Annotated in this window: 15 protein-coding genes; 6 read left to right on the top strand and 9 right to left on the bottom strand. The window is 35.9% G+C overall.

Going from position 1 to position 21,699, the window contains the following annotated elements; genetic code table 11:
* Nucleotides 1-65: 65 nt before the first annotated feature.
* Nucleotides 66-1,961 (bottom strand): tetratricopeptide repeat protein, encoded by a 1,896-nt coding sequence (locus RNZ46_RS00655; RefSeq protein WP_316983469.1) that lies wholly within the window; start codon nt 1,959-1,961, stop codon nt 66-68.
* A gap of 297 nt (nt 1,962-2,258) precedes the next feature.
* Here RNZ46_RS00655 and RNZ46_RS00650 point away from each other — a divergent pair, with 297 nt between their 5' ends.
* The gene (locus tag RNZ46_RS00650; protein ID WP_316983468.1) at nt 2,259-3,854 is read left to right on the top strand and encodes a thiol-activated cytolysin family protein; all 1,596 of its coding nucleotides are present in this window, start codon (nt 2,259-2,261) and stop codon (nt 3,852-3,854) included.
* Between the two features lie 69 nt (nt 3,855-3,923).
* Here RNZ46_RS00650 and RNZ46_RS00645 read toward each other — a convergent pair whose 3' ends face one another.
* Nucleotides 3,924-6,089, bottom strand: coding sequence for an endonuclease MutS2 (locus RNZ46_RS00645; RefSeq protein WP_316983467.1), 2,166 nt, complete (start codon nt 6,087-6,089; stop codon nt 3,924-3,926).
* Between the two features lie 174 nt (nt 6,090-6,263).
* Here RNZ46_RS00645 and RNZ46_RS00640 point away from each other — a divergent pair, with 174 nt between their 5' ends.
* Entirely contained in the window at nt 6,264-7,355 is a 1,092-nt protein-coding gene (locus RNZ46_RS00640; protein ID WP_316983466.1) for a DUF2911 domain-containing protein, read from the top strand.
* A 78-nt stretch (nt 7,356-7,433) separates the two neighbouring features.
* On the opposite strand, the gene recG is transcribed toward RNZ46_RS00640, so the two are convergent.
* Complete coding sequence (recG, locus tag RNZ46_RS00635) at nt 7,434-9,536, bottom strand: ATP-dependent DNA helicase RecG (RefSeq protein WP_316983465.1); 2,103 nt, start codon at nt 9,534-9,536, stop codon at nt 7,434-7,436.
* 166 nt (nt 9,537-9,702) lie between these two features.
* Between recG and RNZ46_RS00630 the strand changes: the two genes are divergently transcribed.
* The 3 genes from RNZ46_RS00630 (at nt 9,703) to RNZ46_RS00620 (ending at nt 13,748) form a co-directional block, all read left to right on the top strand.
* The gene (locus tag RNZ46_RS00630; protein WP_316983464.1) at nt 9,703-11,724 is read left to right on the top strand and encodes a M1 family metallopeptidase; all 2,022 of its coding nucleotides are present in this window, start codon (nt 9,703-9,705) and stop codon (nt 11,722-11,724) included.
* A 195-nt stretch (nt 11,725-11,919) separates the two neighbouring features.
* Nucleotides 11,920-12,822, top strand: coding sequence for a patatin-like phospholipase family protein (locus RNZ46_RS00625; RefSeq protein WP_316983463.1), 903 nt, complete (start codon nt 11,920-11,922; stop codon nt 12,820-12,822).
* Between the two features lie 2 nt (nt 12,823-12,824).
* On the top strand, nt 12,825-13,748 hold the full coding sequence (locus tag RNZ46_RS00620; protein WP_316983462.1) for a patatin-like phospholipase family protein: 924 nt from the start codon (nt 12,825-12,827) through the stop codon (nt 13,746-13,748).
* Here RNZ46_RS00620 and RNZ46_RS00615 read toward each other — a convergent pair.
* Nucleotides 13,740-14,261 carry a DUF7935 family protein gene (locus RNZ46_RS00615; RefSeq protein WP_316983461.1) on the bottom strand — a complete coding sequence of 174 codons (522 nt, stop codon included), beginning with the start codon at nt 14,259-14,261 and terminating at the stop codon, nt 13,740-13,742. The two genes, RNZ46_RS00620 and RNZ46_RS00615, sit on opposite strands and share 9 nt — an antisense overlap.
* A gap of 28 nt (nt 14,262-14,289) precedes the next feature.
* On the bottom strand, nt 14,290-15,561 hold the full coding sequence (locus tag RNZ46_RS00610) for an amidohydrolase (protein ID WP_316983460.1): 1,272 nt from the start codon (nt 15,559-15,561) through the stop codon (nt 14,290-14,292).
* A gap of 153 nt (nt 15,562-15,714) precedes the next feature.
* On the opposite strand from RNZ46_RS00610, the gene RNZ46_RS00605 reads away from it, so the two are divergent.
* Nucleotides 15,715-18,060, top strand: a complete 2,346-nt coding sequence (locus RNZ46_RS00605; protein ID WP_316983459.1) for an ATP-dependent helicase — start codon at nt 15,715-15,717, stop codon at nt 18,058-18,060.
* Between the two features lie 45 nt (nt 18,061-18,105).
* Here the strand turns inward: RNZ46_RS00605 and RNZ46_RS00600 are convergent, their stop codons facing one another.
* The 4 genes from RNZ46_RS00600 to RNZ46_RS00585 form a co-directional block, all read right to left on the bottom strand.
* Nucleotides 18,106-18,690, bottom strand: coding sequence for a hypothetical protein (locus RNZ46_RS00600; RefSeq protein WP_316983458.1), 585 nt, complete (start codon nt 18,688-18,690; stop codon nt 18,106-18,108).
* 77 nt (nt 18,691-18,767) lie between these two features.
* The gene (locus RNZ46_RS00595) at nt 18,768-19,736 is read right to left on the bottom strand and encodes an early set domain-containing protein (protein WP_316983457.1); all 969 of its coding nucleotides are present in this window, start codon (nt 19,734-19,736) and stop codon (nt 18,768-18,770) included.
* Complete coding sequence (locus RNZ46_RS00590) at nt 19,733-20,674, bottom strand: pepsin/retropepsin-like aspartic protease family protein (RefSeq protein ID WP_316983456.1); 942 nt, start codon at nt 20,672-20,674, stop codon at nt 19,733-19,735. The genes RNZ46_RS00595 and RNZ46_RS00590 overlap by 4 nt, the downstream gene beginning before the upstream one ends.
* A gap of 157 nt (nt 20,675-20,831) precedes the next feature.
* Nucleotides 20,832-21,695 (bottom strand): alpha/beta hydrolase, encoded by an 864-nt coding sequence (locus tag RNZ46_RS00585; RefSeq protein ID WP_316983455.1) that lies wholly within the window; start codon nt 21,693-21,695, stop codon nt 20,832-20,834.
* Between the last annotated feature and the right edge of the window lie 4 nt (nt 21,696-21,699).

The raw sequence follows: 21,699 nt of genomic DNA, 5'->3' as shown, positions 1-21,699 counted from the left end.
TAGTTTTATTTAATAAGATTCTCACGCTTTTTAAAAGCTCAGAATGACAGTACAAAGATACGGCTTTATAGGCTATTTAAAAACCCATTCAAATCGGTTTCTTTGTTTAGGTTTAGTTTCTTTTTTAGTCGGTATTTCGATTTCAAAACGCTTTCTGGCAGCACATTAAGCATAGAGGCAATTTCTTTGGTGGACAGATTCATACGTAAAAACGATGCTAGGCGAATTTCCTTTTCAGTGATGTCTGCATAAATTTCTTTAAGTTTAATATCAAAGTTGTTGTGCACTTCAGAGAAATAGGATTTAAAAATCTCCCAATCTTTATCTTCGGCACTTTCTTTTTTAAGCAGCAAGACCAGGCGCCTAAATTCCACTTTAAATAATTCGGGTGATTGCTTTATTTTCTCTAAATTCTCTTTAAGTTCTTGAATAAACGTGTTTTTTTGAACTAAGTGTAACGTTTGTGAGGCAAGCTCTTTCTTTTTGAATTCAATTTCTTGTTGGTAAATGGCTTCTTGTTTTTCGCGTTCAATGTTATTTTTCTTAATACGCTGTTTAAAACTAAAAAAGATTAGTCCAGCAATGGCGATAAATGAAAACATACCAATACCATAAACTGTTTTTGTGAGTTTGTCATTTTTGGCTTGTACATTAAGTGTTTTAATTTCTTCTTCTTGTAAAGCTATTTCTGTTTCTTTTTTTTCGGTTTCGTAGATGGTTTTTAGCTCTTCAATTTGTTGTGATTTTTTTATGCTAAAAAGGGAGTCGTTAATACTTTGTGATGCTTTTAAATAGAAAATGGCTTCTTTGTTTTTATTGATGGCTTCTAAAATTTTGGATTTATAATCATACAAATCTTGGAGTCCTGGTAATGCTTCTATGGATTTGGCAATAGAAATGGCTTTTTCAAGTTTTTTTAATGCTTCATTTGGTTTATTATTCTTATGCATAACTTCAGAGAGCCCTAAATAACTATAAATAATATTTTGTTTTATATCCTCTTCTTTACTCAGTTTATTAGCTTCATCTAATACCTTATTTGCTTTTTTTAAATCGTTTTTAATGGTATATAATGCACCTAAATCTATCAAAGCACCACTTAAGGATGATTTATCATTAATCTCTCGTGCTAAAGCTACTGCACGATTTTGATCTTCAAAAGCATTGTCAATCATACCTAATGATTTATTGGCTTGTCCTTTCGAGTTATACGCATAGGCCATATACATTTTATCATCAAAATCTTCATATATTTTTATAGCCTGATTAAAATATGCTTTAGCTGATGAGGGATTATTTAATATCAGTTCAATGTCTCCTATTTGTTTTAAAACATCAGCTTTTCGTGTTAAGTGATTAATTTCTTCAAAATACTTTAAAGCAGTTAAAGCTTCGGTTAGAGCTATATTGTAATTTCCTTTTTTTATGTAAATGTTTGAAATTAGGGCATGTTGCCCTCCAATAAGCTTAAATTGAAGTTTTTTGGGTTCTGGATTGTTTAAAATTAAGTTTAAATTATCTTTTGCTAATTTGATGGCTTCATCATAGTTACCTTTAATTTTCATGATGTCAGACAAAGAATGATTTATAAAAATGACACCTCTGGTTTTTTCTAATTCAGTAAATTTTTCTTTAGCTTTCTGTAAGTAATATAATGCCGAATCATTTTTACTTCTATTACTAAAGTAATGTCCCAAATGCATATAGCCTTTTGCAATTCCTTCATCGTAATTAATTTTTTTTGATATTGATAAAACTTCATCAGCATAGGATTTAGCTTCTTCTGGTTTTGAAAACATTAATTTTTCATGTAACCAAGTTAGCGTATTTACTTTCTCAATTGAATTATCTTTTTGAGTTGAAAGTTGTTTTTTAAGACTGTCTATAAATGTTGTGTTTTGTGCATTAAGCGGATAAATAATTAAAGCAAAAAGTAATAAAAGTGAGGTTGATTTTTTCATAATTAAGTTAATTAAGCTATTACTAAGGTAATTATTAAATATATTTAAAATAGTATATGTCTATTTTTTGATTTGTGCTACGTCCATAGTGTGTCTATGTATTTTTAGCCATTAGGAAACTTAATATTGTGTTAAGTATGTGATTTTCAGTTATTTGATTTTTTATTTTTAATTACGGTTTTCAACTTGTCCATAATAGTAAAAACTACCTTGTCCATACTTTGTCCATACCAAAAATTAGTTTTCAGTTGTATTCCTATCTAGTTTTGAAGTGTTGAATCACAAAAATTAGAAATTATGAAAACAAAGCTATTAACAATCAAAAAAAGTATTTACACAACACTTTCTGTTCTTACACTATTTTCCTTCACAGGATGTAGTGAGGAAAGTGTTGATAATGGAAAGGCCTCAGGTGAAATCATACAAACTATAAACGATTTATTGGCAGGTTTATCAGAATTTAATCAACCAGAAGTTTCGGGAGTAGAACTTATAGAAGAAAGTAATCCAGAACGCGACGGACAAACTAATGAGTGTGTTGTAAAAAAATATAAAATGTCGCCTGGTTTTAGTGAAATGATTTTATTAGATCCTACCAGTGATGTTATTTATCCGGGCGCTATGCTAAAAGGCGAATCTATTCCTACTGGAGAATATATTGGTATTACTGGGGGTAGAGCCCCAATAACCTTATCTGTTTCATTAGAAAACTTAAATGGTAAGCCTTCTGCTCGTATTGAAAATCCTAATATTAATACGGTTAGAGAAGGTGTAAAAGATATGTTGCAACAAGGTGTAACAGGTTCTACAGCAGCAAAAGTTAATTTTACTACAGAAGAAGTTTATTCAGAGGAACACTTAAATATTGCTCTAGGAGCAAGCTATACCAAAGGAAAAAATAGTGTCTCAGGGTCATTTAACTTCAATAGCTCAGAAAAAAAATATAAGTATATTATCAAGTATTTGCAGGTATACTATACTATCGATTTAACAATCGAGGAGAGTGAAAACCCAGGGAAACTGTTTACAGATGTTCCCAATTTAAATTCTACAAGCCCTGTAATTGTTTCATCAGTAAAATACGGGCGTATGTTAATATATACTGTTGAGACTAACTCTAAGTTTACAGATACACAAGCAGCATTTAACGCGGCTTTTTCAGGAGGGGAAGTAAACGGACAAGGTGAGCATCAGGGCTTTTGGAACAGTTCAACTGTTAAAGCTTTGGTTGTTGGAGGTTCTTCTGGTGATGCGGCACAAGTTGTTACCGGACCAGAAGGTGTGTACAATTATATCACTGAGGGAGGTGAGTATTCAATCGATTCACCTGGTGCGCCATTAGGATATACGCTAAGGTATGTTAGAAAAGGGTTTCCAGTGGCTAACGTGGTACTGTCTAGTGAATATAATATAAGAACCTGTTATGAAGCATATCAAAGATTTTATATTGGGTTGCATGGCATTAAACCTAAAAAGCATGAAGGTGAAAACAATTTAGAGATTTACGGAGACATAGAAATTGGTATCTATCAAGGAGGAGAGGTTGTTGAGGAATTTAAAAAACACTACAACTCAGATCCGGCATTAGAGGTTGAAGAAGATCAATTTGTGGGCATTAATAATAAGTTTGCAGAAGTAGAACTCTATAAGCCGGATGTTAATAATGATTATATTAAGCTCTATGCAGAGTTTTATGAAAGTAACGGGGCTTTTGATCCGGAATATTTTGGGAAAGAAACGAGGAAGGTGTATTTAAAGGATGTAAATCAAATAATGGATATAAATAATGATGGTAATCTGGATAAAGATGATATTGATTATGAACGTATAGATTTAGAAGAATTACCAGGTAGTGAGTTTAGGGCCTATTATTATTTCTGGAGAATTTATTAATAAGTACATTATTTTTAGTCAATACAGTTGGCACCTAAAGTTGTAGATTCAACAACTTGGTGCTGGCTGTTATTTTTTTGCCTCCACCAATTCCAATTGCTCTAAACTTACGTTGGTAGTAAACAAGCCATAGTTAACTGTGGCTTTGTTTTTTTCAATTTTATCAATGCTGCCAATGGCTCGTCCATCCTCCATCCTAACGCGGTCGCCCACTTTTAAAACGGGTTTTGGTTTAGGTGTTGCTATGGCTTTTTGTTTGGCAGCCTTTTTCTTTTTTCTAATAACAGCCACTTTTTTATCGGCCTCTTTTTTTACTTGCGTTTCTTTTGCTTTAATTGCTTTTTTCGCTTTCGCGGAAACTTTTTTACGTTTGGAATTCTCAATTTGAACCAGCTTAAAAAGCTCGTCCATTAAAGGTTTCTTTTTCTTGTTTTCAAAATACTTTTCGGCAATATCGTTTAGTTTTTGCCCCAGATAAATTAACCGTTGATTGCTGTCGTACAACTCTTGATAGCTTTCTAGTTTCTTCTGGATTTTCGCATTGATTTCTTCTAATTTATCGGCTTCTTCAAGCTTTTTCTTTTCATTTAATTTTAAAGATTGTCCTGTTTTTTCTAATCGCGAGCGTTCTTTTTGAAGCTTTGCAATGGTGGCATCAAAACGGACTTTACTGCGCTCAATCTTCTTTTTTGCACGATTGATTAAACTGTACGGAATCCCATTTTTCTGAGCCACCTCGAAGGTAAAACTGCTTCCGGCTTGACCGATAACAAGTTTAAAAAGCGGCTCCAATGTGCGTTCATCAAACAGCATATTGGCATTGAGCATGTGCGGCAATTCGTTGGCCAATATTTTTAAGTTGGAATAATGGGTTGTAATAATGCCGAAAGCCTCACGGTGATAAAATTCCTCTAAAAAAGTTTCGGCCAATGCGCCGCCCAATTCGGGGTCGCTGCCCGTGCCAAATTCATCGATTAAAAAAAGTGTGTTTTTATTGCACTTCTTTAAAAAATAATTCATTTGTTTCAGGCGATAGCTGTAGGTGCTTAAATGGTTTTCAATAGACTGGTTATCGCCAATATCACTTAAAACCCTATCGAACAAGCATGCTTTGCTGCGTTCGTGTACCGGAATAAGCATACCACTTTGCAGCATAACTTGCAGTAAACCAACCGTTTTTAGGGTGATGCTTTTTCCGCCGGCATTGGGGCCGGAAATGACTATAATCCTGCTGTCTTGGTTGAGTTTAATGGTCTGCGGAAATGTGGTTTCCTTCTTTTCTAAATTATTCAAATAGAGGAGCGGATGATAGGCATCGCGCAAAAACATGCTTCGGTCTTCTGTGATTTCAGGAAGGATGCCGTTCATGGATTTGGCGTATTTCGCTTTCGCGGAAATCACATCAATATCGATTAAAAAAGCTTGATACTGTTCTAATAAAGGTGTAAACGGACGTATAAAATTAGTCACCTCTTTTAAAATGCGTATTACTTCTTCGTGCTCTTCGTATTCTAAATTATTAAGCTCGCGCGAATGTTGCAGCGTGGTTTCGGGCTCAATATATACAATGCTTCCAGTTTTACTACCGCCCATAATGGCACCCTTAACTTTACGTCTGTACATCGCTTTTACGGCCAACACACGTTTGTTATCCACTACCGATTCCCGAATATCATCTAAATATTCAAGGTTGTGATAGGTGTTTAAAGCTGTTGAAAAACTGGCGTTTATTTTACCTTTTATTTTATTAATGGCTTGTCGTAAATCGAAAAGTAGCGTTGAAGCATTGTCTTTTATATCGCCAAAACGGTCAACAATTTCATCTACTTTTTCAATAATAACTTTGGTGACTTCTATATCCGAAGCGTATTCGTTTAATGCCGGATAGTATTCCTCAAATTTTTTTAAATAGCGAACAATATCGTTTACGGTTAATGAAATCGATACAATTTTCTTTAAACTATGTACTTCAAGATAAGTGTTTTCAATGCGTAACAGCTTGATTTCTTTCGCAATCGTATCAAAACCGTGGTTAGGAATGCGGTTATCGTTGTAAAAAGAAGACAAATACTCGTTGGTTAACTGTAAGGCAACTTGCAGCTCTTCCTTTTTCTTAAACGGCGAAATTTTAAGTGCTTCATCGTTACCCACAGGTGTTATACAATGCTCGCTAACCTGTTGTAATACGGTATAGAACTCTAAGTCCTGTAATGTTTTTTCGTGAATGTGTATCATTCTTTTTTTTATAAAAGGCTAGCAAATTTAAGGAATCTCTTTGAGATGATTTGTGCTGTAAATTCTTCTTAATAAATAGTTAATTAACAGTTGGTTGCGTTTCTTTAACAAAATGCTAACACCAACGGTTTTAATTTGTCTCTACCTTGAGATACAAACTAAAGACAATCAAAAATGAAAAACAACAAACTTACCACATTTTGTATGCTTCTGGTGCTAACTTTTAGTTTCAGTGCATTTGCCCAATTAAACACACCGCGAGGTAGCCAACAAGCTACGGTTTCGCAACGTGTAGGTGTTTCAGATGTTTCAATAACCTATTCAAGGCCAAGTGTAAATGGTCGGGAAATTTGGGGGAAATTAGTGCCTTATGGCATGAATAACCTTGGCTTTGGAACGGCTACCGAAGCGCCATGGCGGGCTGGAGCCAACGAAAATACAACCATTACGTTTTCGCATAATGCCAAAGTTGAAGGTAAACCCATAAAAGCCGGGACTTACGGTTTGCATTTTGAAGTGAATGCAGACAATACGGCAACACTTATTTTATCGCACGATGCAGAGGCTTGGGGTAGTTTTTTCTACGATAAAAGCAACGATGCTCTACGAGCTGATATTAAAACGCTTACAGTGCCACACCACGAATTATTGACTTTTGAGTTTAACAACGTTGATGCAAATACCGCAACGGCTACTTTGGCTTGGGAGAAAAAAGGATTTCCCATTAATGTTTCATTTGATGTTACAGAAATCGTGTTGAACGATTTTAGAACTAAATTTAAAGGGCAAGACGGATTTCAACGCCAGAATTGGGAGCAAGCGGCGCGTTACGCACTAAACAACGGGGGCGACCTTAATGAGGCTTTAAGTTGGGTTGACGCTGCTATTGCGGGACAATTCTTTAGTCAAAAAACGTTTAATAATGTAGCGCTAAAAGGACAGATACTTTATAAGTTAGGAAAAACTGAAGAATATGCTGCACTAACGGATGAAGCTGCGGCCATGGCGAACACCAATCAATTAAATAATTTGGGCTATCAAATGATTGCTGTTAAAGATTTTGACCGGGCCTTAAAATACTTTAAACAAAATATAGCCAATAACCCCACCAATGCGAATTGTTACGACAGCTTGGGTGAATGTTATAAAATTATGGGAGATAAAAAAAATGCTATTAAAAATTTAAAAAAGTCGTTGTCGCTCAATCCGCCAGCGAATGTCAAGGCCAATTCAGAAAAACTGTTAAAAGAGTTGGGCGCCATGTAAAAAAATCATCAATCAAATCATCATTCATCAATCAAACTACAATCAGTTCTTAAGGCTCAATCCACCCGATTGGGCTTTTTAACTGATATAATTCCAAATATTCTTGTATTTGCCCAATTGTTTATAAGTATTTAACAGAACCGAGTTTTCGGGTTTTGATAAAGTCTGGTCGTTTTGAAGCACTTTTTTGGCATAAAACCTAGCACTTTGTAAAATGTCGTTGTCCTTAATAATATCGGCAATTTTTAAATTTAAAACGCCGCTTTGCTGAGTGCCCATAATATCTCCCGGACCGCGTAAACGCAAATCGACTTCGGCAATCTCGAAACCGTCATTGGTTTTAACCATGGTTTCCATGCGCGTTTTGCTATCGCTGCTCAGTTTGTGCCCAGTCATTAAAATACAGTAGCTTTGTTCTGCACCGCGCCCCACACGACCGCGTAGTTGATGCAGTTGCGACAATCCAAAACGTTCTGCGCTCTCAATAATCATTACCGAGGCGTTGGGCACGTTTACACCAACCTCGATAACTGTTGTGGCGACCATAATTTGGGTTTCGCCTTTTATAAACCGTTGCATTTCGTATTCTTTATCGGCAGGTTTCATTTTGCCGTGAACAATGGATATTTGATATTTTGGCATAGGGAAATCTCTGGAAATACTTTCGTAACCATCCATCAAATCTTTATAATCCAGGGCAGAACTTTCCTGAATTAACGGATAAACAATATAAATCTGTCTGCCCTTATCGATTTCATCACGGATAAACCTAAATACATTCAGTCGATTTTTATCGTAGCGGTGAACCGTTTTTACAGGCTTTCGTCCGGGCGGTAATTCATCAATAACAGAAATGTCCAAATCGCCATAAAGCGACATGGCCAAGGTGCGCGGAATTGGTGTGGCAGTCATTACTAAAATATGTGGAGGAGACGTGTTTTTTTTCCACAATTTTGATCTTTGAGCTACTCCAAAACGATGTTGTTCATCGATAATGGCGAGTCCCAAATTCTTAAATTTTACCTTATCTTCAAGTAGGGCATGGGTGCCGATAAGTATTTGTAATTCGCCATTTTCTAATGAATCATGAATTTTTTTTCTATCTGAAGTTTTAGTTGAGCCTGTTAATAGTTTAATACTGATATTTAGGCTTTTACATTGCTCAACTAAACCGTTATAGTGTTGGACTGACAAAATTTCAGTCGGCGCCATTAAGCAGGCTTGAAAACCGTTGTCAAGTGCTATTAACATTGACATGAGCGCAACTATGGTCTTGCCAGAACCCACATCGCCTTGTAATAACCTATTCATTTGTGCATTGCTACCTAAATCGACACGAATTTCTTTTAAAACACGTTTTTGTGCATTGGTTAATTGGAAGGGTAAATGGGTTGAAAAAAAAGTGTTGAAATAATCGCCCACTTTTTCAAAAGGAAAGCCTTTTATTTTTGATTTGTGGATGAGGTTTTTCAGAATCAATTGCAATTGAATATAAAATAATTCCTCAAATTTTAATCGATATTGCGCCTTGGAAAGCAGGTTTTGGTTCTTCGGAAAATGCACATTAAAAAGCGCATCTTTTTTCGAAATTAATTTTAATTCAGAGCATATATTTTCCGACAAGGTTTCAGTAAACTTTCCGCCAGTTTCAATAAATAATTGTTGCATGATTTTGCTCATCACGCGATTACTAATTCCTTTATTTGTTAATTTTTCGGTGGATGGATAAATGGCCTGCATTCCCGAGCTGAGGTTTTTTTGGTGGTCTTCCAATAACTCCAAATCGGGATGAGCCATGTTAAATTTACCGGAAAACCAATTCGTTTTACCAAAAGCGACGTAGGGTTTGTTCGGTTTCAGGCTGTCCCGAATCCACTTGTGGCCTCTAAACCAAACCAATTCCATGGTGCCCGTATCGTCTTGAAAAGTCGCCACCAACCGTTTTCCTCGTTTCTGGGCCACTTCTTTAAAACCGGTTATTTTGCCAATAATCTGTACATCGGCATTATTACGTTGCAATTGGTTTATTTTGTAATACTGCGTGCGGTCTATGTATCTATTTGGGAATAAGTTGATTAAGTCTTGATACGTGTGAATGCCCAACTCCTTGCGCAATAAATCGGCACGATTGGGGCCAACGCCTTTTAAATAATCTATAGGAGTTTGAAGCTTTGCACTCATAAAAGCGAATTTAGTGTATTTCAATTAAGTTTAAAAGTGCTATTTTGGTCTCATACTTGATGTGGTTTATATATGAAAGCCCATAATGGGCATTTGGCAAGCAATGATTAATAACCACCTAAATAATTAAATTACTGAAAAATAGGTTTTTGAAAAATTTAACTATATGAAATTGGCACTTCTATTTTTATTTTTTATTGGTTTTTTTGGGTTTTCTCAACAAACAGAATATGTTGATTTTAAAACCGCTAAAGCAGAAATTACTTTTGGAGATTTAACAAAAAAAGAAGTTGAAGGACTTGTGACTTATGAATTTGAAATTTTAAAAGACGTCGATTCTATTTTTATTGATGCTAGAAATTTCAAGGAAATAAAATATATACTAGATCGTCAATTTGAAGATAGTTTATATAACGGAAATCAGCTTATTGTAAAGCATCCATTTAAAGCGAATACTAAGCATAAAGTTAATATTGTTTGGAAAGCCACACCCAAAAAAGCCATGTATTTTATTGACTGGGATACCTCGACTACGTTCAGTGTGACAAATAGAAATAAACAGGTGTGGACGCAAGGACAAGGAAAATACACGAGTAATTGGCTGCCAAGTGTTGACGATATGAATGAAAAGATTGAATTCGATATATCTATCACTTTTCAAAATGATTATCAGGTAATTTCTAATGGGAAATTAACAAATAAACAAATCAACGCATCAACAACAACATGGCACTACGATATGAAAAAACCAATGTCCAGCTACTTAGTCGCTTTAGCCATTGGTAAATATGATAAAAAGGTAGAATATTCAAAAAGCGGTGTGTCTTTAGAAATGTATTATTACACTGAAGATTCTCTGAAATTTGAACCCACGTATCGTTACACCAAAAAAATGTTCGATTTTTTAGAGGAAGGAATCGGTGTGCCGTATCCTTGGCAAAACTATAAACAAGTGCCCGTAAAAGATTTTTTGTATGCCGGAATGGAAAACACAGGAACCACCATTTTTGCAGATTCTTTTGTGATTGATTCTATTGGGTTTGTCGATAAAAACTATGTAAACGTCAATGCGCACGAGTTGGCGCACCAATGGTTTGGCAATTTGGTTACGGCAAAATCTGGCACGCACCATTGGCTTCAAGAAGGGTTTGCAACCTATTACGCTTTGTTGGCGGAACGCGATATTTTTGGTGACGATTATTACTATTGGAGATTGTACGAATACGCCCAAGAATTATTGGAACAGGACAAGCGAGGCGAGAGTACATCGCTGTTAAACCCAAAATCGAGTAGCACGACCTTTTATAAAAAAGGCGCTTGGGTTTTGCATATTTTAAGGGAGCGCATAGGCGATAAGGCTTTTAAAAAAGGGGTTAAAAACTATTTGAAAAAGTATAAGTTTAAGAATGTGGAAACCAATGATTTTATAGGTGAAGCTGAAAAGGCCAGTGGAGAAGATTTGAGTGAGTTTGTTGACTTTTGGTTAAAAAGTAGCAATCTTAATTATGATGAAATTGAGAAAAGATTTTTTGCTAATATCATTTTAGCTAATTTAACACATAGTGGCTATCCAGTACCTTTTGACAGATATTATCCAATCGACTGTGGTGGTTACCCCGAAGCTTGCAAAACAATTTTAATGGTTTCAAAAGATGAGTTTTTAAACCAGAAAATAGTAGAACAATTAGGAGGTAAAATCTCAAAATCTACATTTTTAAATAAGGGTGTGAAAGTCCGTCAAGCTATAGCTAGTACGATGCGTGAAATTCCTTTTGAATTAAAAAAAGACTACGAATCGCTTTTAAATGATAAATCTTATATCACCATAGAAATAGCACTATTCAATTTATGGAATAATTTTCCAAAAGACAGAAATAAATACCTCAATAAAACCAAAGGAATTATTGGTTTTAATGATAAAAATGTGAGAACGCTTTGGCTGACATTGGCTTTAATTACCGATGGTTATGAGCCCGAAAACAGTCAGCAATACTTTAATGAGTTGTTGGGTTATACAAGTCCTAAATACGGTTTTGAAGTCAGAATGAATGCATTTCGCTATTTAGCATGGGTTCAATCCTGCGGCGAAGTTTGTCAAGAACATTTAAAACAAGCAACCAAACATCACAATTGGCAATTTTCAAAGTTTGCAAAAACATTGTTGGAAAATATGGCCATTAAAAATTAAATTAAAATAAGGTTCAGATACTGCGAATCATTTCTTTTTGAGTCTAATAGAGCACAGTCGAAGTGTGACTACCCGTTCAATTTGATCTTATTCCGATTTAGTTTCAATCTAACAAAGCCTCGCACTGCGTCCAGAATGAAACGTCTTATTACAGAAATTACTTTATCCTTGTTATATTTACATTAAAAATTCTAAATGAGAGCATTGGTCATTTCAGGTGGTGGTAGTAAAGGCGCATTTGCAGGTGGCGTTGCTCAATATTTAATTGAAGATTTAAAACGACAGTATCAATTGTTTATTGGCACTTCAACCGGGAGTTTGCTGGTTTCTCATTTGGCACTCAGTAAAATAGATAAAATAAAACGGGTTTACACCAATGTATCAAACGATAGTATTTTTAATGTTTGTCCTTTTGTTATCAAGAAAAAACACGGCGTCCAAAACATTGGAATTAAGCATTTAAGCGTGGTTTTAAATTTTATTAGAGGAAGCAAAACCTTTGGGGAAAGCTATAATTTAAGAGAGTTGATTAAGGAAACTTTGACCAAAAATGAGTTTTTGGAATTAAAAAATTCGGGTTTGGACATTGTGGTCACGGTTTCTAATTTATCGCTTAATCAGGTCGAATACAAAGCTTTAAAAGAATTTGATTACTTAGAGTTTATAGATTGGATTTGGGTATCTTGCAATTACACCCCATTTATGAGCTTATACAAAATAAATGGCTGCGAATATGCCGATGGCGGTATGGGAAATATGGTGCCTATTGAAGAAGCTATTCGTCGCGGTGCAAAAGAAGTTGATGCCATTATTTTACAAACAGAAACTACGCTATTAAATAGAATGCCCTCCAAAAACCCTTTTTCTTTAATTACAAATATGTTTGGATTTATGCTCGATCGCATTGAGTCGCAAAATATAAAAATTGGTAAGTTTGTTGCATCACATAATAATGCGATAATAAATTTTTATTATGCACCAACGGTTTTAACAACAAATTCGTTGATATTTGATAAAGAAAAAATGACGGAATGGTGGCAAGATGGTTATAATTTCGCCAAATTTAAAAATGAAGAACTCAGTCAATTAGAAAGCTAAATATGAAGGCATTAGTTATTTCGGGAGGAGGCAGTAAGGGCGCTTACGCAGGCGGTGTTGCCGAATATTTAATTAAGGAAGAAGGTAGGGAATACGATATGTTTTTAGGCACATCTACCGGTAGCTTATTAATTCCGCACCTAGCGGTTGGCAAGATTGATAAAATTCACCAGGTATTCACCAATGTGCATCAAAGCAATATTTTTAGTGTAAATCCATTTGTACTTCGAAAAAAGGGAGACAGGGAATTTGTGTCAATAGACTTTATAAATTCACTTTGGCAGTTTATTAAGATGAAACGGACTTTTGGAGAAAGCAAAGCGTTGCGACGCTATTTGAAAAAGCATTTTACTTACGACGAATTTAAATTGATACGGGAAACCAAAGACGATGTGGTGGTTACCGTGTCTAATCTTTCTAAAAACCGGGTGGAATATAAATCGATAAAAGATTTTAATTATGAGGAGTTTTGTGATTGGATATGGATTTCGTGCAATTACATTCCATTTATGTCTTTGGTAAAAAAGAACGGATTTGAATATGCCGATGGGGCTTTTGGTTGCGTGGTGCCCATTCGTGAAGCTATTTTAAGAGGCGCTACCGAGATTGATGCCATTATCTTAGAATCCGAAAGTATGGCATACAATAAAGTGCTTGGTAAAAACCCGTTTTCATTAATGTTGAATTTATTTGGACATCTGTTGGATCAGGTGGAACGCAGCGATATCCTGATAGGAAAGCTGGCAGCAAAAAATAAAGACGTAAAGCTTAATTTATATTATACACCATCAAAGCTTACCGAAAACTCTTTGATTTTCAACAAAAAATTAATGAGGTCTTGGTGGCAGCAAGGGTATTTTTATGCCAAGCAAAAAGCAGAGGAAGCGCGCTCTAACGAGTTGCGTATGCAAGATAGCTTACCATAAATCTGAAACCTCTTCTTTAATAAAAGACAAAGCTGCATCGCTTGGTGCGCGACGCTCCATCATTTCGGTTAACACAACTTCCCTAAGTTTGTTGGCGGAATCGGTTTTTTCAAGCAAACTCGCTTTTCGTATCAATTGAATCGTAGCATTTTTTGCAGCCGAAACAATATTCCAGCATTTCTCGCTTACGTAAATTTGTTGTGCTATGTTGTGTTCCATTTCTTGCTCAATGTTTTGTATAAGTAATTGTTCGTAATCATCTTTGTTAGAGGATATTGGAGGTACTCTTACCATGAGCTTATTGGGCGATATTCGTTCTAAAAACAAAGCGAGTCTTTCATAGGCTTGTAGGCGTAAAGGCATTGCAGATACCTGCAAATCTTTTTTCAATAAAAAGCGTCTGCGGCCATCTTCGTTTTTAGTGTGTTCTTTAAAAAAATAATAGGCAATAAGTCCGACGATTAACGATGGAATAGCGAATAAAAACAAGTCAATAATGCGTTCTGCGTCCATAAAAAATTGAGTGGTTTTTTGTGTTCGGTTAATTATTTAAAAAATCAAAGGTAATATTTGTTAATGTTTTTACACCCAAAAGTAAGCCACTTTCATCAATTTTAAAATCGGGTGTATGGTGTGGAAATGCCTCTTCGTTTCCGGGTGTCATGCCTCCTAAAAAGAAATAAAAACCGGGAACAATTTCTTGGTAATACGAAAAATCCTCGCCGCCAGTTGTTGCTTTTCGTAAACGTACATTTTCTGTGCCGGCAACTCTTTGCAGTGTGGGCAACATTCTATCAACCAAATCGGCATCGTTATAAGTAATGGCTGTAAAATTCTGAAAATCGATAGTAGCCTCGCCACCATAGGCTTTGGCTAAAGTGGTTACCATTTCGGTCATGCGTTTTTCAATGTGTTCTCTCATTTTTGGTTCTAAAGTTCGCACAGTTCCAATGAGTTCTGCTGTTTCAGGGATAATATTAAAACGTGTTCCTGCCGTAATTTTTCCAACGGTAATTACAGCGGCTTCATCCACCAGTTTTGCTTCCCGACTGATAATGGTTTGCAGGCCATCAATAATTTTTGCCGAAATCAGTATCGGGTCAACACCTTGCCACGGCCGGCCACCATGAGTCTGTTTGCCTTTTACGTTAATCACAAACCGCTCAACCGATGCCATAATGCCGCCTTTTTTATAATGAATGGTACCGACCTCATAATTCGAGCGAATGTGCAACCCAAAAATAGCATCTACTTTGGGGTTTTCTAAAACACCCTCTTTAATCATCAGTTTTGCACCGCCTTCTTCACCTGGTGGCGGACCTTCTTCGGCGGGTTGAAAAATAAATTTTACCGTGCCGTTAATTTTATCTTTGTTTTTTGAAAGTATTTCGGCAACACCCATTAAAATGGCGGTGTGCGTATCGTGGCCGCAAGCATGCATCACACCGGTTTCGGTATTTAAAAACGTGGTTTTTACTTCAGATTTAAAGGGTAAATCGTTTCTTTCGGTAACGGGCAGCGCATCAATATCGGCTCGTAGGGCTATGACTTTTCCAGGTTTGTTTCCTTTTAAAATGGCTACAACACCGGTATATGCTACACCGGTTTTTACCTCTAAACCTAAACCTTTTAAATGGGTTGCAATGGTTTCTGCAGTTTTAAATTCCCTGTTTGAAAGTTCAGGATTTTCATGGAAATGCCTGCGCCATTCAATCACTTTGGCTTCAATATCTATAAATTGTTGTTCTAAATTAGTTTGACCGAAAGATTTAAAAATCCCAAAGAAAATAGATATTACAAAAAGATATTTCATATTTAAAAGCTGTCGCAATTTTAAAATTCAAGCCTAAAGATATTCAAAAATTAATTAAAGCCGATATATGTATTAATTGTTTATAATTATTGATAATTCGGCTTCGATAAAAGCTTAACAATGGTTAATTTCACAGCTTAAAATGAAAATGAATTGGAGAAGTATTTAAGTCAGTTAAACGACGCACAATTAGAGCCCACCATCCAAATTGAAGGCCCCATGATAGTAATCGCTGGTGCGGGTTCTGGCAAAACGCGTGTGCTCACGTATCGCATTGCTTATATGATGAGTAAAGGGATTGACCCTTTTAATATTTTGTCGTTGACCTTTACCAATAAAGCGGCGCGAGAAATGAAAGAGCGTATCGCTACCATTGTTGGTGCTAGTGAAGCGAAGAATTTGTGGATGGGCACCTTTCACTCGGTATTTGCCAAAATATTGAGAATTGAAGCCGATAGATTGGGCTACCCAAGCAATTTCACGATTTACGACACACAGGATTCCGATAGGTTGATAGCTTCGATTATCAAGGAAATGAGCCTTGATAAAGATATTTATAAATACAAACAGGTGCGCTCACGAATTTCGTCGTATAAAAATAGTTTGATTACGGTGCGTGCTTATTTTCAAAATCCAGAATTAAAAGAAGCCGATGCTATGGCGCGTCGTCCACGAATGGGCGATATTTATAAAGAATACGTAGAGCGTTGTTTTAAAGCCGGCGCGATGGATTTTGATGATTTACTCCTGAAAACCAACGAGCTTTTAACGCGTTTCCCTGAAGTTCTGGCAAAATATCAAAACCGATTTAAGTATATTTTGGTGGATGAGTACCAAGATACCAACCACTCGCAGTATTTAATCGTGCGTGCCTTGTCGGATAAGTTTCAAAATATATGTGTGGTTGGTGATGATGCCCAAAGTATTTATGCCTTCCGTGGCGCGAATATTAATAATATTTTGAACTTTCAAAAGGATTACGATGATGTAAAAGTCTTTCGACTGGAACAAAATTACCGCTCAACAAAAAACATTGTCAATGCTGCAAATTCCATTATCGATAAAAACCAAACCAAGCTAGAGAAAATAGTTTGGACGGCTAATGATGAAGGGGATAAAATAAAAGTGCACCGCTTGTTAACCGATGGTGATGAAGGGCGTTATGTGGCCAGTACCATTTTTGAAACCAAAATGAATCACCAATTAAAAAACAGTGATTTTGCTATTTTATACCGTACCAACGCGCAGTCAAGAGCCATTGAAGATGCCTTGCGAAAGCGCGATATTAAATATAGAATTTATGGCGGATTGTCATTTTATCAACGCAAGGAAATAAAAGATGTGCTCTCGTATTTGCGACTCATTATTAATCCAGCGGATGAAGAGGCTTTAAAGCGGGTTATTAATTTTCCACCGCGCGGTATTGGGCAAACCACGATGGACAAGCTTATTGTTTCGGCAAATGGCTATAACCGAACCATTTTTGAGGTGATGAAAAACATCGATAAAACTGATGTAAAAGTGAATTCGGGCACCAAAATAAAATTGCAGAATTTTGTAACGCTTATTGAAAGTTATCAGGTTTTAAACCAAACCGCCGATGTTTTTGAATTGGCCGAACACGTTACCAGAACCAGTGGTTTAATAAGGGAATTCAATAAAGACGGGACGCCCGAAGGTGTTACCCGAATGGAAAATATCGAGGAGCTTTTAAACGGTATGAAGGATTTTGTTGAAGGCCAAAAAGAAATTGCCGATACCACGGGGAATTTAGCGGAGTTTTTAGAAGATGTTGCTTTGGCAACCGATTTGGATGCCGATAAAGGTGATGCCGACCACGTGGCGCTCATGACGATACATTTGGCAAAAGGTTTGGAGTTTCCGTATGTGTTTATTGTGGGCTTAGAGGAAGATCTGTTCCCGAGTGCGATGAGCATGAACACCCGTAGCGAACTCGAAGAGGAGCGGCGCCTGTTTTATGTGGCGTTAACACGAGCTGAAAAACAAGCGTATTTAACTTATGCCTTATCGCGTTACCGTTGGGGGAAATTGATTGATTCTGAACCCAGTCGTTTTATTGAAGAAATAGACGAGCAGTATTTGGATATTGTAACGCCCATTGAAGAACGCCGATTTAACCCCATGCTCGATGCCGATATTTTTGGCGATGTTGAAGACTCCAAAGTCAGCCCCAATAAAATTAGATACAAACCCGCAAAAAAGGCGGTATTAAAAAAAGGAAGTACAAAAAGGTCCCAAGAAAAATTCCAGGTAACAACGCCTAAAAACTTAAAGCCTGTTGCAAAAACAGACGGAAACACCAATCTATTTGACAGTAAATTGGTGGTTGGTAATATTGTAAAGCACATCAGGTTTGGGACAGGAGAAGTTATGAAAATAGAAGGCAAAGGCGCCGATATAAAAGCCGAAATTAATTTTCAGCACGGTGGCGTTAAAAAATTATTGTTGCGTTTTGCTAAGTTGGAAGTTGTGGGTTAGAACGTGCGATGGGTTAGCGAGAATTGTAGCTATGAATTGTTAGTATTAATTTTTTCCAAATCCTTTTATTTCAGTCCTATGGTTAGTTTTTAAATTTTCCTCAAATGTCCTTTTTTCCTTCTCTTCTAAAAGTCCTCTTTCGTTAAGGAATAAATATAACTTTCGCTGGTCAGTATTTTCATCTCCGAAATATTTGTCCATGATGCTTTGTTTAGCCTCGCTTTTTAAGTTTTTTAAAAAAGCCGAAAACTTTTTTTTGGTCGGAAGTCCGTTATACATAACGATATGAACTCCTCTGTCAGTTGGAATATAAATATTGTCCGTTCTCAAAATGAAAGTAAGTCCGACAAAAACTAGTGATAGAACGGAAAAAACAACAATCGTTGTCGAATCAAACGCTTTATTGTCACTTGGAATTAAACTCAAAAATAAAGCTATAATACTTAATATTGAAAGTATAATAAAGGCAAGATTGTATTTCTTGTATTTAGTAGCTTTTTTGAAGTTTAACTCCTCGAACTCAAAGAAAGTATTTTGAGAATTAAATTTTTCTCTTAATGACCATTCCACTCCACTGTCTCTTATTAGGAACTTATTTGAATTGAATAATTTTCTTTGTTTTAATTCCATTTCTCAAATTAATGCTAACTTCGGTATAATAATGCTCCTAAAATAACACTATTAATTTAACAATTGTAAAACAATCATCACTTAATCATACAAACCGAATTAACATGCCCATTACCATCGTATTCTTTTACGGCATTATTGGGGTCTAAAACCCATTTGCCGTCCACAATAAACTTATAATGGTGCTTTCCTCCTGAAAGTGGTAATACGTATTTCCAGCCGTAATCTTTTTTCTCCATAACTAATTCGTGTTCGTTCCAGTTGTTAAAAGAGCCCGAAAGCACGACTTTTTTGGCATCGGTAAAGCCTCTTAGTTTAAAGGCGGTATATTCTTTTATATCGATTAGTGAATTGTATTCACTGTATTCATTCCGCACCTTATGAATATTATTGGGGTCTTCCATCCAATGGCCATCCACAATAAAACGGTATTCGTAAACGCCGGGTTTTATTTTTAGGGTGAGTTCCCAACCGTCGTCAACCTTGTTCATTTTAAACAAATTTTCGTTCCATTTATTAAACGAACCGGCCACTATAACTTTTTTGGCGTCTTTAAATCCTTTTAGTTTAAAGTGCGCATTTCCTTTTTCGTTGGGGTGCGCCACATACATTTTTAGGTTGTAAACCCCGTGCAATCGCTGACCATCTTTTACGGCTTTGGAAATATTCCCATATTTTTTCGAAGGTTCTGCCCAATAGGCATTGTTGATGACGAATTTGAATTCCCACGAAAATTCATCGGTGAAATCGTGAATGCTTTTTCTCAGTTCGTAGCGGTCGTTATCCACTTTGGTCATGTACCATTTGTTTTTAGACCAATTGTTGAATTCTCCGGAAACCACCACATTTTCAATGTCCAAATCATCAAAATCACGCTTATCGCCACCAAAATCGTGAGTCGCTTTTTGGTAATCATTTTTATCAAAAGAAAACACAATGGTATCGCCCTCAATTCTGTAGCCTTTAAGGCTATCTTTTTGAGCGTAAGTGTTTAAGCTTATAAAAGCAAAAACTAAAATAGCGATATGTGTTATTAATTGTTTCACTGGGTTTTTAATGGGAAATCTACAAAATATAATTTTTCTTTATGATAGTTAATGATGGTTCTTTTTTGTGCAAAAAATTCATAACCAAAAATACCATCTAAATCGGTGCCAAAAGCGTCATTCATTTTATTTAAGTTGGTTAAAACCGTTAACATAGGCCCAAAATAAATAGTTTCCTTTAATTTAACACGATGCAATTTTCCTGCCATAACCTCAATGTTTTTATTGCTCGCGCCAATTAACGTCAATCGCTTTTTGGGGATAAAATATTTTAGCACTTTTTTATTAACGCTTTTACTTATTTGATTAAATTCCGCCGCGGTATCCAATCCAAATTTTAGTTTTTGATCATTAATTGTGCTGTTTAAAACAATGGTGTGCTTTTTTAGTTTGAAATTTACGCTATCCACAATTTTTTCCAAATACAAGTGTTTGTCTAACTTGTTTCCTTTGGCATCTACTTTTGTTAGCGTGATTTGGTTTAAGTGCATATCGACAAAAATTTCGTAATCTTTTAAAATGTTGTAACCAATAATACCCAACAGTTTAATTTTTTTGCTGTGCTCGATATGCGATAAATCGATAACATCGGAACTTTTGTTTTCCAATCTAAAGTTTTGCAATACAAACTCTTTAACTTGTTTTTCGTAAGAGTAATCGATGGCTTCCAAAACACCGGAAGCTTCTTTGTATTTTCGGTTATTGGCGTACATATTCGGGAAATGGCCACTGTTTAATATTAAGGTTTCAGAGCCTGTATCGATAATAAAATTGCCTTTTTTGTTTAATAATTCAGCTTCAACGACAATTAAATGATCGACGAGTTTAAAGGGAATTCTAGTGGTGTATTCATTTAAAATTTCAGCTTTAGGAAAGAGAATAGATTTTTTGATGCCATGAGTTGCAAAAACCACATGGCTGTTAAAAGTAAAAATCAATATAAAGGAAAGAAGCCTTAGCATATTATTAAGACTAATATAATACCGAAATGTTACAATTTTTACTCGATAATCGAGATTAAAATATTCCGGAGTTTGTTCTAAATCTATTGGTTTTTACCACTAAAGCTCGTGAACTGGCTTCAAGGTAGGTTGTTTACAAGTGGTTAATTATAAAAGCTTTAAGTTTCACCCAAGTGTCTATCAATTCTAAACCAACCCAACCATGTCCCGCATTTGGGTATAAAGTAAACTCGTGCGTAACGCCCAAGCTTTGTAACTGATCGCGCATATCGGTACCCTGCGTTGTTGGAATTAATGGGTCTTGTCCGCCATAAAACAAAATAGTTGGCGGCGATAGAACAGTCGCTTGGTGGTACGGACTGGCTTCTTCTAAAAAATCCGTTGATGCATTTTCGCCATACAAATCCAACAATTCCTGTAAATCTGGATTTGTATTATTTAAATATGCGGGGTCTGTTAAGTTTGTAGGCCCTACGATGCTGCATACCATATTTACACTATTATTGGCATCAAAAGCGTAACTCCAAAGTAAGGATAAATGCGCACCTGCACTCGTGCCAATAAATCCGATAGTTTCAGAAATGGTGTAATTTACTTTATTATCTTTTAAATGATTGATGATGGTTGTAATATCATCCATTTGCATGGGATAAGGCGCGTTGTTTTCATCTGCCAATCGGTAATTGATATTTACAATAGCTAGGTTGGGTAAATCCTGACGCAGTAAATCTTTTATAGGATTCATGTCAGCTTTATCACCGGCAGACCAACCGCCACCGTGTACCAAAACCATCACTTTGGTATTCGCCGTTCTGTTGGCGGGCAGATACAAATCGAATTTTTGATCGGCATCTTCACCGTAAGAAATATTTAATTCCTCATAATATTTGGAAGGGTCTAAACTTGCAATGGGGTCTTCGGTGGCTGTCTCGTTTGAACAGCTCAAAGCAACAAGTGTTATAAATAGAATTAAGAAAGTAGATTTAAGTGCCTTCATTATA

The sequence above is a fragment of the Hwangdonia lutea genome, from assembly GCF_032814565.1.
GTDB classification, from domain to species: domain Bacteria; phylum Bacteroidota; class Bacteroidia; order Flavobacteriales; family Flavobacteriaceae; genus Hwangdonia; species Hwangdonia lutea.
Note: the sequence above shows the minus strand (reverse complement) of the source record. Positions and strands in the feature narration are given on the sequence as shown.